Genomic DNA, 15,849 nt, shown 5'->3' on the forward strand with positions numbered 1-15,849 from the left:
GCCCTGGTTTTTCGTTGAGCCGAACGAGAACGCTCGGGGTACGTACAGGTATGAGGCGGGAATCCTTATTTCTTGCGAGGGTTGCTCGCGTCCCAGATCAGGTTGTCGGGGTGAAAGCGCTTGTCTCCGGCGTCGTACCACCGGTTCGGCGGTGCTGCCGAACACCTGTCCACCGGGCAACAGCTTGTTGGGAAACCCGTGCAGTCCATTCCAGAGCTGCACCTCACGGCCGTTCATGTCGATGAGCAGCGCGCCGAGCCCTGCAGCCTGGAAGATCGTATAGCCGTTCCAGCTCCGGTCCGGGTCATAGAGGGTGACCCCGGTGGGGTAAATGGTCGGATGGCCCATGGTTCGCGTCTCCTCGTCCGCGGCGGCGCTACGCACGGGGCGTACCAGCGGTGATGGCCGCGCGTGGAGGTGTTGCGCCGGGCGCCGCCGCGCGACGCTGCTGCGCAGCGAGCAGCCGACCAGCACCTTGCGCTGGCCTGGGCGCACCGCGGACGTCGAGAGCGTCCTCCGGCCGCCGAGATCCCCGCGGAGGCGTGCGCCTCGCCAGGACGGCGCGCGTCGCTCGCGGCGGCGGCGGCGTGGGAGCGCGTGCGCGCCGTCGGTGAGGCGCGAGGTACGAGGCCGAGCCGCGTTCGCGGGTGGGCTCGAGAGATCGAACGGGCCATACTTCGCTCCGAGAAGCGGGGGGCATGGATTTCGACGTCGACTTCGCCATCGTGGGTTCGGGCTTCGGCGGCAGCGTCTCCGCGCTGCGCCTCACCGAGAAGGGCTACAGCGTCACCGTGCTCGAGTGCGGCAAGCGCTGGCGCAAGGAGGATTTCCCGAAGACCAACTGGAATGTACGGAAGTTCCTCTGGGCGCCCAGGCTGCTCTGTCACGGCATCCAGCGGCTGACGCTGCTCAGGGACACGCTCATCCTCTCGGGCGCGGGCGTGGGCGGCGGCTCGCTGGTCTATGCCAACACGTTGCTGGTGCCCCCGCCCGAGGCCTTCGCCAGCCCCGGCTGGCCGGCCGGCACCAGCTGGCGCGACGAGCTGATGCCCTTCTACGAGCTCGCGAAGCGCATGCTCGGCGTGACCGCGAACCCGAAGCTCTGGCCGGCCGACCGGCAGCTCCGGCAGATCGCCGACGAGATGGGCCGAGGGGACACGTTTCACGTCGCGAACGTGGGCGTCCTCTTCGCGAGGGAGGGCGAGCAGGAAGGGCAGCGCGTGCCAGACCCGTTCTTCGCCGGCGAGGGGCCTGACCGCACCACGTGCGTCCACTGCGGCGGATGCATGGTGGGGTGCCGCTTCGGCGCCAAGAACACGCTCGACCTCAACTACCTTTATCTGGCCGAGAAGAAGGGCTGCACCATCCAGCCGGAAACCCTGGTCACCGCGATCGAAGCGCTCCCGGGCGGCGGCTACGAGCTCACCCTGGAGCGCTCCACCGCGCTGCTCAGGAAGCGGCGCCGCACCCTCCGGGCGCGCGGGGTGGTGCTCAGCGCCGGCGTGCTGGGTACGGTGAAGCTCCTGCTGAAGTCGAGGGCCGAGGGCCGGCTACCCCACCTCTCCACGCAGCTCGGCAACTACGTGCGTACCAACAGCGAAGTCATCCTCGGGGTGACGGCCAGGGACGACCGGGTCGACTACTCCCGTGGCATCGCGATCGCGAGCGGCATCTACCCCGACGCGCGCACGCACATCGAGCCGGTGCGTTACCCCGCCGGCTCCGACGTGATGGGCGCGCTGGGCACGGTGCTCACCGACGACGCGCCGGGCCTGCCGCGCTGGCTGCGCTGGCTGGGCCGGCGGCTGCTCCACCCCATCGACCTGATCACCGGGCTCCTGCCGTTCGGGTTCGCGAGGCGCTCCACGATCCTCCTCGTGATGCAGACGGTGGACAATTACATGCAGCTCGCCTGGAAGCGCGGCGGGATGACCACCCACAGACCGCCCGGCCAGCCGAAGCCACCGGCGTACATCCCCGTCGCCAACGAGGTTGGCAAGCGGCTCGCCGTGCTGATGGACGGCACCCCGCGCAACGCCGTCAACGAGGCTGTGCTGAACGTCCCGACCACCGCGCACATCCTTGGCGGCTGCGCCATCGCCGACAGCCCGGAGCGCGGGGTGATCGACGAGCGCAACCAGGTGTTCGGCCACGACGGCCTTTACGTGGTCGATGGCTCGATGGTGCCCGCGAACCTGGGCGTGAACCCGTCGCTCACCATCACCGCCATGGCCGAGCGGGCGATGAGCAAGATGCCACCCAAGCGTGCTACCCGAGCGTGACAACCTCACCTTCACATGGGCGTCCAGCATGCTCGAGGCGGCGGTGCGCTCGAAAGGCCAGGCCACCGTAAAAAAGAGTTGCACGGCGAATAAAGTTCCCTGTAGGTAGAGAAGGTGGTGTGCGCAGTAGTGCGCACAACGCGGAGGCGAGGGGCGCTTGGACTCTCGACAGAAGATCGGCGCGGTGCTCGGGGACCGTTATGAGGTTCTCGCCGAGCTGGGCGAGGGCGGCTTCGGCACCGTCTACAAGGCGCGGCAGCTCGCGACGGGCCAGTTCGTCGCCATCAAGGTGCTGCAGCTCGGGTCGAGCGGCGCGGCGCAGGCGCGCGAGAAGCGCGTCGCGCGCTTCCAGCGCGAGATGCAGCTCTGCGGGCAGCTCCACCACCCGAACATCGTCAGCCTGATCGACTCGGGACAGGCGGACGAGGACGTCGTCTATTCGGTCTTCCAGTTCGCGCCTGGCAAGGACCTCGCCCGGGTCCTTGCCGAGGAGGGCCCGCTGGATCCACGCGAGGCGCGGCACTTCATGCTGCAGATCCTCGACGCGCTCGGCTGCGCGCACGCGCAGGGGGTGATCCACCGGGATCTCAAGCCCGCGAATCTCATGGTCATCCCCACGGGCGCCCGGCGCAACCTGCTCGTGCTCGATTTCGGTATCGGGGCGCTCACGGAGGAAGCGAGCCGCGACGAGAAGACGCGGCTCACGCTGACCAACGAGTCCGTGGGCACGCCCGCCTACGCTGCGCCCGAGCAGCTCCGCGGCCAGCCTCCGACGCCGCGCACCGACCTCTATGCCTGGGGCCTCGTCTTTCTCGAGTGCCTGACCGGCAGGCGCGTGATCGCGGGCGACACGGTGGCTGACGTGATCTTCAACCAGCTCTCCGCCGATCCTGTCGCCATCCCCGCGGCCATCCTCGACCATCCGCTCGGGGACATCCTGCGCCGCGCGACCGCCAAGGACGCGGCGGCGCGCAACGTCACCACCGAGGGGCTCCTGCATGCGCTCGAGGAGTGCGATGTCAGCGGGCTGCGGTCGAGGAGCGTCCCCGTGCGTCTCCAGCGGGCCGCGCCGGACATGATGACGCAGACGGTGGCGGCCGCCAGGTCGTGGAGTGACGGCGGGCTCTCCAAGCGGCTGGTGGAGGGCGAGCGGCGCCAGATCACGGCCGTGTGCTGTACCCTGACGGCGTCGAGCACGGCGCAGGGGCAGGCGGACACGGAGGAGCTCGATCAGCTCCTCGGCCTCCAGCAGGAGGCGTGCACGATGATCGCCCGCCGCTTCAATGGCCACGTCGCGGGCGTGCTGGGCGACAGCGTGCTGTTCTATTTCGGCTACCCGACGGCGCGCGAGGACGCCGCGCGTCGCGCGGCCGAGTCGGCGCGTGAGATGGCGGCGGATCTGCTCGGGCGGAGAGCGGCGGTCGAGGCGGAGCGCAAGATCCGCATCGATCTCCGCGTGGGGATCCACACCGGGCTGGTGATCGCGCGTGAGCTTCGCGATCCGAAGGTCGCCGGGCTCGGGTACGTCGTGGGGACGACGCCGAACCTCGCCGCCCAGCTCAGCGCGGCGGCGGAGCCCGGCGGCATCCTCGTGAGCCGCGAGACGCAGCGGCTGCTCCGCAAGCACTTCGTGCTCGACGAGGACGGCAGCCGCTCGCTCGAGGGCTTCGATGCGCCGGTCGAGGTGTTCCAGCTGCGGGAAGGGAGCGCGCCCAGCGGGCTCCGAGACGTGCCCCTCGTCGGCCGCGCGCGGGAGCTGGACACGCTGCTGGAGCGCTGGGGCCGCGTCCGCAGCGGCGGAGGCCAGGCCGTGCTCATCAGCGGGGAGCCGGGCATCGGCAAGTCGCGTCTCGCCCGCGAGCTCGAAGAGAGGATCGGCGTCGAGGCGCAGACCTGGCTGGAGAGCCGTTGCACGCCGGACAGCGCGAACATCGCCTTCTACCCCATCGTCGGCCTGATCGAGCGCCTGCTCGATCCGCGCCGCGAGGCGAAGCCCGAGGACCGGGCGGACAAGCTGGAGGCGCTGCTCTCGCTCCACGGCTTCGACCTGTCCGAGGCGATGCCGCTCTTCGCGTCGCTCCTGTCGCTCACGCTGCCGGCGAAGTGGGCGCCGCTCGACGTCTCGCCCCAGAAGCAACGCGAGCTGACGCGCAACGCCGTGCTCTCGCTGCTCTTCGAGATGGCCGAGCAGGCGCCGATCACGCTCTTCATCGAGGACCTGCACTGGGCCGACCCGAGCACGATCGAGCTGCTCGGCCAGCTCGTCGGTGAAGTGGGCTCGTCCCGCGTGCTCGCGCTCTTCACCGCGCGGCCGGAGTTCGCGCCGTCGTGGTCGCCGACCTCCGTGCTGCAGATACAGCTCGGGCGCCTCGGCCGGCCGGAGATCGAGCAGCTGGCCATGCAGGTCACCGCAGGCCTCGCGCTCCCGCCGGAGGTGCTCGACAGCATCGCGGGCCGCACCGACGGCGTGCCGCTCTTCGTGGAGGAGCTCATCCTCGGGATGATCGAAGCCGGCACGCTGGTGGCCGTGAAGGACGAGGGGCGCTACGCGCTGGAGAAGCCGCTCTCGGAGGTGGAGATCCCCGCCACCCTGCGTGACCTGTTGGTGACGCGGCTCGACCGGCTGGGCAGAGCCAAGGAGACGGCGCAGGTCGCGGCCACCATCGGACGCGAATTCACCTTCGAGGTGCTCCGCGCGGTGAGCCCTCTCGGCGAGGTCGAAGCGCAAGAGGACCTCGACAAGCTCATCGCCGCGGAGCTGGTCTACCGCAAGCGGCGGCTGAAGAGCCAGGCGTACCTCTTCAAGCACACGCTCGTGAGGGACGCGGCCTACGATTCGATGCTCAAGCGCTCGCGGCAACAGGTGCACGCGCGTGTCGCGAAGGCGCTGGAGGAGAAGTTCCCGGAGGTCGCGAACGAGCGGCCGGATCTGCTGGCCCATCACCATGCCGGGGCGGAGCAGAAGCCGGAGGCCATCGCGTACGCGCAGAAGGCCGCCTTGGCAGCCTTGATGCGGTCGGCGTTCGAGGAGTCGATCGCGCAGGCCACCGAGGCGCTCGGATGGATTCACGCGATCGAGGACCCTCGCGCGCGGGCCGGGGCGGAGCTCGCCCTGAATGGCCTGATCACGCCCGCGCTGATGTCGAGCAAAGGCTGGATGGCCCCGGAGCTGAAAGCCGTCGTCGATCGATCGTACGAGCTGCAGGGCATGGTAGAGGACAGCCCCTACATCGCTGCGACGCTCTGGGTGCTGGCGCTCTACTATTATCTTGGCGCGAACAGCCGCGACAAGGTGCGGGCGCTCTTCGAACGGCTCGTCGCGATCGCACGCAAGACGAACGACGCCGGGCTGGAGTCCGCCACGCTCTCGATGTTCGGGCACTGCGAGATGGTGGAGGGCCGGCTGGCCGAGACGAAGGCCTGCATCGAGCGCATTCTGCAGGTCTATGACCCGGTGGCCCACCGCGGGCAGTGTTACCTCTACGGTCAGGACTCGAAGGCTGGCGGCTGCGCAGCGCTGGCTCCTGCGGTCTGGTACCTGGGCTATCCAGAGCAAGCGCTCGCCTACTCCAAGCTGGGCCTGGAGTGGGCGCGCGAGCTGAACCACGCCAACAGCATCGGTCTGGCCATGTATTATCACCTCTTCCTGCTCTACGAGCGAGGGGAGCGAGCGGAGATACTGAAGCTCGCCGATACCCACAAGGCGATGGCCGATCGATACGGGCTCCGCGAGCAGGTCGCCTATGTGAATATCTTCCGCGGATGGGCGAAGGGCGACCCCGAAGAGATCGAGCGGAACTTCACGACCCGCCTCGCTGGCGGCAACAACCTGGACGCGTCCACCTTCAACTGCCTCCTGGCAGAGGCTGAGTCTGCTCGCGGGCGCCATGACGCGGCGATCGAGCGCCTTGAACGCGGCCTGGAGCTGACCGAGCAGCTCGGAGAGCCTTACTCTGCCTCGAGGATCCTGCGCAGGAAGGGGCTCGTCCTGCTCGAGCGAGACGCGAGCGCGTACGAGGCTGCCGAGGCGTGCTTCCGACAGGCCATCGAGGTGGCTCAGAAGCAGGGCGCGAAGATGCATGAGCTGCAGGCGACCACGGCGCTCAGCCAGAGCCTTCTTCGGCGCGGGGCGATCGACGAGGCGCGCAGCCGCCTCGCCCCCGTCTATGCGTGGTTCACCGAGGGGTTCGAGACACCGCAGCTGAAGGAGGCGCGCGACCTGCTGGCAGCGATCGAGAGCTCCTCGGCCGACCCTGGTACCTTGAACAGATGATAGGAGCCCGTCACCGCGAACGGGCGCCGAACGAACGCAGGAAAGGAAGGATGTCGCATGGGTGTCGACGCTGCGACGATGTCAGCATGGCAGTTCGTATGGATACAGGCTGTCCAGAAGGCCTGGAACGACGACGCATTCGCGCAAGAGCTCAAGAATGACCCGCGCGCCGCGCTAAAAAATCACTTCAATTTCGACATCCCCGAGGACATGAACTTCCAGGTCGTCGACCAGAAGGACCTCCCCAGAGGGGGGAAAGGGGAGCATTTCTGCCTGACGTTGGCCTTGCCTCCAAAGCCCGACGCAACGGAACACAAGATCAAGAGCACCGATCTGGAAGAGGCAACGGCGAAGAACTGCTGCGGGCACCCCTGCTGCTGATCCTGCATCGTTCGCGCGACGGTGGCTGCGGTCAGGTCGTCGAGCCACCGAGCGCGAATTCGCCCACCGAGCTCTCGACATAGTAGTCAGTCCCCGCCGCGCGGCAAAATAGGTCTGGGTCGCCGTGCCCGATGGCGCAGGGGGCCAGCGACATGGCCGTCGCCACGAGGTACATGGTCTGGAGGAGGACGCCCACGTCCTTGAGGATCAAGGAGTAGGCGATCGACTCGTACTTCCAGGCGATACGTTGAAAGCGAGCGGCGACCACGATCAGCACATCGGGGATCGTGTCGGACACGCGGGCAGACGCGAGCAGCGCCCGCACATCCGCCGTTGCTCCTGCGACGGCCTCCAGGCGGTGCTGCAGCGGGCAATAGTGGTACATGCCCGCTGCGACGCCGCCGCAAGCATGGACGATCGGATAAACCTCGAGCTCGTGCTGCGCGCCTGCGCTCGGATAGGGCCGATCGGTGGTTTCACCGTAGGAAGAGGCGCGCACCTGACGGATACGCGCGCTCCGGAAGAGAAACTCGCCGAGCTGCTGCCGGGTGAGCTGGGCCGGGCCCGGGGGCCGGACGGAGCGGCGCCGTTCGAGCACTTCGGTGAAGGGTACGTCGTTCGCTCGCAAGGCCTCGATGTCCGGCCTTGGCAGGTCGATGAACGCGCTGCCCATCGCGGGCTTCACCGAGGGCAAGGGCGGAATCTCGCCAGCGAACCGGTATGTGCCACCCCATCTCTTACCGTGCCGCCTCCCGCGCGAGCGTGCATGAAACAGGAGATCGTGCGGCTCCCATTGTCGAAGGGCGATCTCCGTGGGCGTGCGCGCAGCTGCCTCCGCTGGCGCCGGCGCAGCCAAACCGGCGTCAACGAGCTGCTGAAGGACCACGCGCGTCGCCTCGAGGTCCAGATCCGGAGCGCGCTCGGCCGCAGCGCGAGGGCTGAGGGGCCGGGCCAGCTCGAAGAGGAGCGATGCGACGCGACGGTCGTGCACGACCACCAGCACATGCGAAAGCGGAGACTCGAGCACCATACGCCCGTCTTCGACACGGCTCACCGCAAACCGTGAGAGCTCGTAGGCGACCGCATCGCCGATCGTGCTCCGAGAGCGAATGAAATAGGGTGAGGTCGCCGACGAGCTCATGAGCTGGTGCCCGTCGTGCGTGACCGTCGTGCGCAGGAGACAGAGGTTCGCTGCGGAATTCAGGTGGTAGAGCAGCTGCGGCGCGTGGTCCCCGGCCAGCGTCAAGAGCGCCATCTCCGCGACGGGACCAGACGCCAGGGCTTCGAGCGCTGCGCGAAGCCGATCCGGCGGGCGTCGGAGGATGAGCTCGCCGAATCGCCCGGCGAGGCTCACCTCTTCATCGCGCGAGATGCGCAGCTCGACGCCGTCGGCGAGGGATAGGTCGATCGTCGTCGCCATCACGCCATGCCCAGCTCACTTCTGCAACCCGAAGAGCCGGGCCGAATTTTCCCAGAGGATCTTGCGGAGCGTCTGCCCGGAGAGCTGCTTCTCGAGCAACAACACCTCCTCGACCGCATCGAGGCCATGGTCAGGATGCGGGAAATCAGAGCCGAACAACAGATTGTCGTCGCCGACGTGACGGATCACCTCCGGCAACAGCGGCTCGTCCGCCTCGATCGTGAGGAAGTACTGACGCCGAAAATAGGCGGACGGCTTCATGCGGACGTGCTCGGCGACCTCGCTCGCCACGTAACCGTATTCGAGCTCGTCGAGCCGCCAGAGCCAGTACGGCAACCAACCACATCCCCCCTCCAGGCCTGCGACGCGCAGCCGGGGGTGGCGCTCCAGCACGCCGCCCTCGATCAGGCCGAGGAGAGCCATCATCTGCTCCATCGGGTGGGCGCAAGCATGCAGGGCGAAGTGGGTCTTGAACCGATCGGAGCCCGCCGAGGGAACGTAGGATTCCGTGTTGTTATGGATCGTCACCGCGATGGATCGCCGCTCGCAGGCGGCCCAGAACGGCTCGTAGGCCGGATCCGAGAGCGGCCGCCCCGCAACGGGGTTGGGGCGGATGACGACCGCTCTCCAGCCGAAGCTCACCACGCGCTCGAGCTCCTGAACCATCTGGGCTGGATCGTGGAGGCTGATGAGCCCTACGCCCTGCAACCGCTCGGGGGAATGGCGGCAAAAGTCGTGCAGCCATGCGTTGTACGCTCGGGCCAGCGCGCTGGCGACGGCAGGCTCCAGATCGGTGAAACCCTGGATGAGAAGGGCATAACCAGGAAAGAGGAAGGCGATGTCGACGCCCGTCCGGTCCATGTCGGAAAGGTAAACGGCCGGATCCTCCAGGCGCCCCACCTTTCCAAGGCGCATATAGGCGGTGTTGCTGATCTCGAGCCACGCGCGCTCCGTCATCCCGTTCCAGAGCGGCTTGCCGCCGAGCGTCGGCATGGGCAACACAGGCACGAGGCCCTTTGCGCCGAGACGGGCAACGCGCTGGGCGAGGGGCTCCTCGGTCACACTCCCGAGCCTGGGCGCGTGCTCCCTGAACTCGGGCTCCAGATAGGTGACCCACAGGTCGAGCGGCTCCACCACGTGCCGATCTGCGTCGATGATCTGGTAGCCATTCCGCATCGATTTTCAACCTCACGGTGTCTCGGTACGTGACGCGTTCTGCCCCGCTCCTGGCACCTGGCTCATGGGCTCGCCATCCGGGAGAGCTCGTCACGAACGTCCTTCAGAACGGCATCGGCAAGGCGATTTTTCCGGATGTCTGTAAGGGCCGCGCGCTCCTCCTCGAGGGAGACGGCTTCGAGCCGGCCGCCCCGCTTCGCCGCCGCCCGGTCGCACAGATCCATCAGGGAGGGTTCGTGATAGGGCTCGATGTTCTGGAAGGTGGCGCCCCAGCGCACCACGAAGTCGACGAGCACCTCCCGCGCGGCCTCGGGGATGACGCTCTTGTCGGGGAGGCTCCGGTAGAGCCGTGAGTAGAGCATGGGGAAGATCGTGGTCATCGCCGGGCCGAGCGACGGAGGGACCAGCAGCGGCCGCCGGTCGACGACCAGCTCGCCGCGCCGCTCTCCCTCGAGGACGCTCTCGTAGAGGGGAAGACTCCGCTCGTGGCGCCGCCGCTGAAGCTGATTCTTGACAAGGAAGAACACGACCCGATTGATGAGGTGAGGCGCGACGCGAAGCGCCTCGGCTATCGTATCACCGAGCGACTCACGCTCGGCCGCCGAGAGCGCCCACGAGCGCGCCGCCTCTCCGAGGAAGCGGTCGCAGGCTGCCCGTGACAAGAGCGCCTCCTCGACCCGCGGAGCGCGGTGCACCATGGCTGCCCAGCCGCGGATCCGCGCGCAGGCCGCGTCCCAGTCGTAGATCCGCGTGACCAGGTCGCGGTGCCCCTCGATCAGCTCCACGCGGCTCATCCCTCGAGGAACCAGGTTCAGCACCGCAGGGTTGGGTTCGCTCGTCGCGTGGCGCCGCAGATAGGCGATCCGCCCCTCCGAGCGCAACCTCACCCACAGCGCGCTGTTCTCTGGTGCGTAGAGCGGACCCACGACGACCCAGGGCAGGTTGGTCCGCTGAATCCCCTCGTAGAGCGCGTCGAAGGTCTCGGGGCTGTCGTGATCGAACCCTATGATGAAGCTGCCTCGCGCGCCGATGCCGTAGCCCAGGATCTTCCGGACGTCACCGACGATGTCCTTTCGTATATTCTGATGCTTGTGCGTCTCGCGCAGCGACTCCTTGTTGAACGACTCGATCCCGAGGACGATGGTGTAAAAATTTGCGTCCGCCATCAGCTGGAGGAGCTCCACGTCACGGCTCAGGTTCATCGTGGCCTGAGTGAAGAACCGCAGTGGACGGGCGAAGTCGTTGTTTACACGGATGAGCCTGGACAGAAGCTCCTTGGCCCGCGCCGGGTCGCCGACGAACTCGTCATCGGCGAAGAACACACCGCGCGCGCCTAGCGAGTTCAGCGTGCGGACCTCGTCGAGCACCTGATCGATCGGCTTGTGCCGCTGGCGCCGGCCGTACAGGTGAATCACATCGCAGAATTCGCAGTCGAAAGGGCAACCGCGCGTCGTCTGCACCGTGGACCACTCGTACTTGGGGATGCTCTCGGCGACGTTGCACCACCGCGGAGGCGGACTCTCGCCCAGACCGGGTTTCTCGATCTGTCGATACTCAGGTTGCACGTTGCCCTGCTCGAAATCGAGCAAGAACTGGGGCCATGTTCGCTCGGCTTCATTCACGAAGATGGCGTCGAAGAACGGGCGGTATTCCTCCGGCGCGGCCGATATCGCCGGTCCGCCGGCCACCACGGTGCATCCTCTGCCCCTGAAGTACAGACCGAGGAATTTGGCCTGATTGGCGAGGGCGGTAAACATGAGCGAGACACCGACGATGTCGTAGTCGTCCAGCCGCGTGTCCATGCGGATCTGCCCGTGCAGCTGCTCGTCCCAGATCTCGACGTCATAGCGATCGGGCGTCAGCGCGGCCAGGGTCGCGCAGGCGAGCGGCGTCATGGGACCGCATGCGACGAGATCGCCGTCCGAGCTCACCCCCTCCCAGTGATCCACATGGCGCTCATCCATTCCGCACAGGATCAGAAGGATCCGCTTCTTCTTCGAGAGCGACGGCATGGCATCTCCAGTTGGTCGGGGCCAGGAGCACATCGTCTCACCGGGTCGAGCGCCCGTCAAGACCGACGCCGCTGCTGGGAAACGCGTGTGCGCGTCGGTTGCGTCGGTTGCGACGGTTGCGCCAGTTGCGACGGTTGCGGCAGTTGCGGCAGTTGCGGCAGTTGCGGCGTCAGAAGACGAATGGCACTGGGTTCAGCTGCGCCTCCTCCAGCGGTGCACGCAGCCAGCCCATGCGCACGGGCACCTCATAGAGCCGTCCCGGCCCGAGGCGTGGCCAGAAGTGCCTGAGGCCAGGGACGATCACCTTCACGGCGCACAACCCGACGTCCGGCCTCGTTTGATCCAGCACCAACGTCTCCAGGCCCACCCGAGCCGCGCGGTCCACGCAGTCCTGCACGTCATCGCGCAGGTCCTCGCGATGATGCTCGGGGTAAAGATGGCGGCCTCGTGCGGCCGCCGCCTCGTCAGGGAGTAGATAGGCGAGATCCTCGAGGGTCGAGGCCTCCCATGGCGAGCGCGTCAGATCGCGCGGGTTGAGGCACTGATTCACCTCTGTGAGGGCGCGTTGCACGGCGAGGCGTGCGTCGAAGTGGCTGCCGCAGCCGGCCCAGATGCGGCCGGTGTCGGGCGCCCACGCGACCGCCACGAAGGTGGGGATTTCCAGATCATGCGTGATGTCGACCACCTGGAGCCGAAGGCCGATCGAGCCGAAGTAGTCCTCCAGCGCGAGGAAGTACGGCTCGTCGAAGCTCCGGAGATCGACCCCTGGTCGGCGGATACGATTATACCACCACACTGCGACGGCATCGCGCTCCACCAGCTCCAGAAAGCCTTGAAGGATGGCTTCTTCCGGGCAATTGCCAGCCGCGTTTCCGTTTGAATTGAAGTAGGTGAACTGCTCTTCAGGCGGCGTCGGCGTATAGAGGTAGCAGTAGGACGTCGGCACATAGCGCCGTCGCTGATGTGTCAACGACCAGACGGGCGTCCACTCGATGATCGCGTCGCCGTCGTAGGGGAGGGGAATCACCCGCTGCGGATCCTCGCGGAGGTCCACTACCCCACGCTGGCGATACTGCGCGGCGCTGTAGCCCTGCAAAGCATTCGGATGGATGGCCGCGCCGCCGAGCTCCGAGAGGCGTGCCCGCAAGCGATACTCATCGCCACGGAAGACGGCGCTGTAGCGTTCGATGGCCTCGCACAAGGCCCCGGCGCGAGCTTGCGCGGCCGTGCGGCCCTTGCCGCCGGCGACGCGGTGAAAGTCCTCCCCGGAGGGCATCGTGGTCGATGGGCGAACGGGGAATATCGCGTTGTAGACCTGACGGTGTGAGTTGTTGTCGCCCACGGGTCGAAGATCGCTGACGACGCCGGTGATCCGGCTGATGTGATCCTGATAGCGAGTCACCGTCTCCTCGGGCGTGACGCAGCGGTGCCCGCCATCGGCCGTGAACCGCTTGGGGCGGCTCGAGAGGGCGATCGGCGCGAGGGCGCGGGTCTGCGTGATCCCGGGATCGCCGCAAACGGAACATTGCGGTCGACGCGCGACGACGTGCCGCTCGAGGCGGAGATCGCCCGCATGAAAGCTCATGAGGTGCCGATCGAGAGCTCCCTTGCAGCCGTCCACGATCCAGCGCGCCAGCGCCAGGGCGGCGCAATGGAGGCCGGCGGCCGCGCTGGCGCGCAGCCCCACGCGCGGCCGAGCGATGGTCGCGACTCCACCGCGACGCTGTCGCAGATACTCCTCGACCGGGCGATTGTCACGCAGCCGCACGGCGAGGCATGCCCAGCAGGCGGCCGCTGGTGCGCCGAGCATGGGGCCAAACCAGCACTCGGTTCCTGCAGCCTTGACGGCCATCCAGCGCGTCCCTGGCCGAGCCTCACGGCTCCAGGCGTCCATCTCCGGCGTCAGATAATCCGGTGTCATCACGACACAAACGTCAGCCTCCGGCCCCACGGTGATCCCGGCGGCCTCGAGCGCTTCGATCAGGGGCCGCGGATCCTCCGTTCCGACCGCTCGTACATTGACTGTCGTCGATGTGAGCCGGGTCGCAGCCTGCGCCGCGTCGCTGCCGAGAGACTCCCAGAACCCCTCGACCTCAGGCGCCAGCGCCCGGCTGACCTCGACGAGGTAACCCTTCTCCTTCAGGCGCGAAAGTACGTAGAAGACCTCTGGGGCCGAGACCCGGTCTGCGAGCAGAGCGATCAGCTCACCCACTGTACGACGTCCGTCGATGAGCGGCGCGACCAGCGCATGGACGCGCCCCTGGAAAAGGACGTGTTCCTCTTCTCCGATCAGAAAATAGCGCTCTTCATCGAGCGGCTCGACGCTGAAATGGCGCTTGAACCGGAGGATCCTGTCCATGGGGCCTCGCTCGCGCACTCTACCGGGTTGCGCGCGCCGTGGCAAGGTGCCCAGCGCCTCGATGCGGACTTGTGGCGCACGCCATCTCCATGATATGGCTGTGGAGGGCGACCCTTTTCCACGAAGCACAGCGCCCGGCCAAGGAATACGGCTCTCCGCCGAAAACGACGACATCCAGCCAAGGAGCACGGTCCCTATGCGTCCTGCCTTTCTGGACAAACATGCCTGCAGACACGACAAGAACGCGAGCAAGCGGCATGAGCCCGCCGCGCAAGTGACGGTGATACTCGTCCTCTGCCCACCGCAAGGCGAACCGCTCCCGTCGCAGGAAGAGCTGTGCCAGGGCGGGCTGCGCACGCCGCTCACCTATGAACAGTACAGGGAAAAGTATGGCGTCCCCTCGGAGACCCTCGACAGGGTGCAAACGTGGGCCGAGCACAGGGGGCTGACTTTCCCAGCGCCGGACTGGCGGGCGAAGGCCGAGCTCTCGGGTGTGGTAAGGCTGATGGGTTCGCTGCCGAAGCTGCGCCACGCATTCAAGGTCCATGATCTCGACTACGTCGAGATCGGAGGTTCGAAGTGCTTGAAGCACTCCGGAGCGTTCGATCTGGGCGAGCTTCGCGATGTCGTTCTCTGGGTCTACGGACTGAATACGTCGCACACGGTCCTGCCCGCAGCGCCTTATTGTCGGCGCCTTGCGCCCGACGATGCGGCGGGCCCTGGCCGTGTGCACAGGTATTTACCGAGAGAAGTCGCGGGTATCTACAACTACCCGCCCAACGAGGGTGAGCGTCAGACACTGGGGATCGTCGAGCTCTCCGGAAGCTGCTCTACCAGCGACCTCAGTCGATACTTTGAAGCACAGGGGATAGAGCCCAGGATAGTGCAGATCAATCTCGGACCGTTGGTTAGCTCCTTCGCGTTGGCGAACCTCGAGGTTACCCTCGATGTCGAGCTGGCGGCGTCGGTGTGCCCCGAGGCGACAACGGTCGTCTACAATGCCTGCTCGGAAGATTTCTCGCTCAGGGACTTTTTTGATGTGTTCAACGAGGCGGTCTTCGACACCGTGAACCGCCCTTCCGTGCTGTCGACGAGCTGGGGGTTCCCCGAGTTCGTTGCGGGGCTCGAGGGGGATATTCCACCGACGGTCGTTCGCAAGGAGGAGCAGGAGCCGTTCAACCTTCTCTTCAGGAAGGCCGCTCTGCTTGGCATCACCATCTGCGCATCGTCCGGGGACACGGGCTCCCTGGTTCCGTTTGTCAGCGACTGCACGCCGACGGGCAGCACGATGCTTCCCACGACCAGCTTTCCCTCCTCTTCCCCGCTGGTGCTCGGCTGCGGAGGTACGAGCCTCGAAGCGAATGCTCGGGAGGTGGTGTGGAATCGTTTGGCCGAGGTGCTCGTTGTGCCGCTTGGGAATTTCAATATGATGATGCCCGGCGGCGCCAGCGGCGGAGGTGTCAGTCAGTTGAACGACTGCCCGTCGTATCAGGCGAGCTTCAACGTGCCGAAGGTCACCGTGGTCGAATGGGTGGACGGGGTCGCCGGGGTGGTGCAGAGCCGTCCTGGGCGGGGCGTCCCCGATGTCGCTGCGAACGCAGACATCTCGACGGGTTATGAAATTTTCTACGACGGCCATCCCGGTGTCGGCGGAGGGACAAGCGCGTCTGCGCCGATGTGGGCCGCCCTCATCACGCGCATCAACAGCGCCCTCGGCAGACGCGTGGGATTTGTCAACGCGAGTCTTTACCGACAACAGAAGGAGCTGCGAAACCTCTGTAAGACGATCACCGAGGGAGGCAACGGCGCCTACCACGCGAGCAGCGCGCTCTGGAATCCGTGCACCGGGCTCGGCTCCCCGAATGGTGTGGAGATTCTCGGCGCACTCAAGGTCGTCCTTCCGACGTAACACGCGGTTCTCTGCGTCTTGTCGGGCCGCGTCGCGC

Annotated in this window: 8 protein-coding genes and 1 pseudogene; 4 read left to right on the top strand and 5 right to left on the bottom strand. The window is 66.8% G+C overall.

Annotated features, from left to right (window positions below; all coding sequences use genetic code 11):
* Positions 1-144: 144 nt before the first annotated feature.
* A pseudogene (locus tag WMF45_RS04465) lies at positions 145-348 on the bottom strand (thioredoxin); the annotation flags it as partial.
* A 350-nt stretch (positions 349-698) separates the two neighbouring features.
* On the opposite strand from WMF45_RS04465, the gene WMF45_RS04470 reads away from it, so the two are divergent.
* From WMF45_RS04470 to WMF45_RS04480, 3 genes are all read left to right on the top strand, one after another.
* Positions 699-2,282 (top strand): GMC oxidoreductase, encoded by a 1,584-nt coding sequence (locus tag WMF45_RS04470; protein ID WP_437715724.1) that lies wholly within the window; start codon positions 699-701, stop codon positions 2,280-2,282.
* Between the two features lie 157 nt (positions 2,283-2,439).
* Complete coding sequence (locus WMF45_RS04475; RefSeq protein ID WP_437715725.1) at positions 2,440-6,555, top strand: TOMM system kinase/cyclase fusion protein; 4,116 nt, start codon at positions 2,440-2,442, stop codon at positions 6,553-6,555.
* Between the two features lie 57 nt (positions 6,556-6,612).
* On the top strand, positions 6,613-6,936 hold the full coding sequence (locus WMF45_RS04480; protein WP_437715726.1) for a hypothetical protein: 324 nt from the start codon (positions 6,613-6,615) through the stop codon (positions 6,934-6,936).
* A 31-nt stretch (positions 6,937-6,967) separates the two neighbouring features.
* On the opposite strand, the gene WMF45_RS04485 is transcribed toward WMF45_RS04480, so the two are convergent.
* The 4 genes from WMF45_RS04485 to WMF45_RS04500 all read right to left on the bottom strand — a co-directional run bounded on the left by WMF45_RS04485 (position 6,968) and on the right by WMF45_RS04500 (position 13,903).
* A complete protein-coding gene (locus tag WMF45_RS04485) occupies positions 6,968-8,356 on the bottom strand; it encodes a SagB/ThcOx family dehydrogenase (RefSeq protein ID WP_437715727.1) in 1,389 nt (462 codons plus the stop codon).
* Positions 8,357-8,371: 15 nt separating this feature from the next.
* A complete protein-coding gene (locus tag WMF45_RS04490) occupies positions 8,372-9,490 on the bottom strand; it encodes an amidohydrolase family protein (RefSeq protein ID WP_437715728.1) in 1,119 nt (372 codons plus the stop codon).
* A gap of 104 nt (positions 9,491-9,594) precedes the next feature.
* Entirely contained in the window at positions 9,595-11,544 is a 1,950-nt protein-coding gene (locus WMF45_RS04495) for a radical SAM protein (RefSeq protein ID WP_437715729.1), read from the bottom strand.
* 169 nt (positions 11,545-11,713) lie between these two features.
* Entirely contained in the window at positions 11,714-13,903 is a 2,190-nt protein-coding gene (locus tag WMF45_RS04500) for a TOMM precursor leader peptide-binding protein (protein WP_437715730.1), read from the bottom strand.
* Positions 13,904-14,099: 196 nt separating this feature from the next.
* On the opposite strand from WMF45_RS04500, the gene WMF45_RS04505 reads away from it, so the two are divergent.
* Positions 14,100-15,812, top strand: coding sequence for a S53 family peptidase (locus WMF45_RS04505; RefSeq protein WP_437715731.1), 1,713 nt, complete (start codon positions 14,100-14,102; stop codon positions 15,810-15,812).
* Positions 15,813-15,849: the final 37 nt, after the last annotated feature.

This window comes from Sorangium sp. So ce448, assembly GCF_051520915.1.
Classification (GTDB): Bacteria; Myxococcota_A; Polyangia; order Polyangiales; family Polyangiaceae; genus Sorangium; species Sorangium cellulosum_B.

What these genes read in the sequence shown, in the direction of transcription:
- WMF45_RS04480 (WP_437715726.1), top strand. Translation starts at nt 6,613, where the DNA reads ATGGGTGTCGACGCTGCGACGATGTCAGCATGGCAGTTCGTATGGATA.
- WMF45_RS04470 (WP_437715724.1), top strand. Translation starts at nt 699, where the DNA reads ATGGATTTCGACGTCGACTTCGCCATCGTGGGTTCGGGCTTCGGCGGC.
- WMF45_RS04505 (WP_437715731.1), top strand. Translation starts at nt 14,100, where the DNA reads ATGCGTCCTGCCTTTCTGGACAAACATGCCTGCAGACACGACAAGAAC.
- WMF45_RS04485 (WP_437715727.1), bottom strand. Translation starts at nt 8,356, where the DNA reads ATGGCGACGACGATCGACCTATCCCTCGCCGACGGCGTCGAGCTGCGC.
- WMF45_RS04495 (WP_437715729.1), bottom strand. Translation starts at nt 11,544, where the DNA reads ATGCCGTCGCTCTCGAAGAAGAAGCGGATCCTTCTGATCCTGTGCGGA.
- WMF45_RS04500 (WP_437715730.1), bottom strand. Translation starts at nt 13,903, where the DNA reads ATGGACAGGATCCTCCGGTTCAAGCGCCATTTCAGCGTCGAGCCGCTC.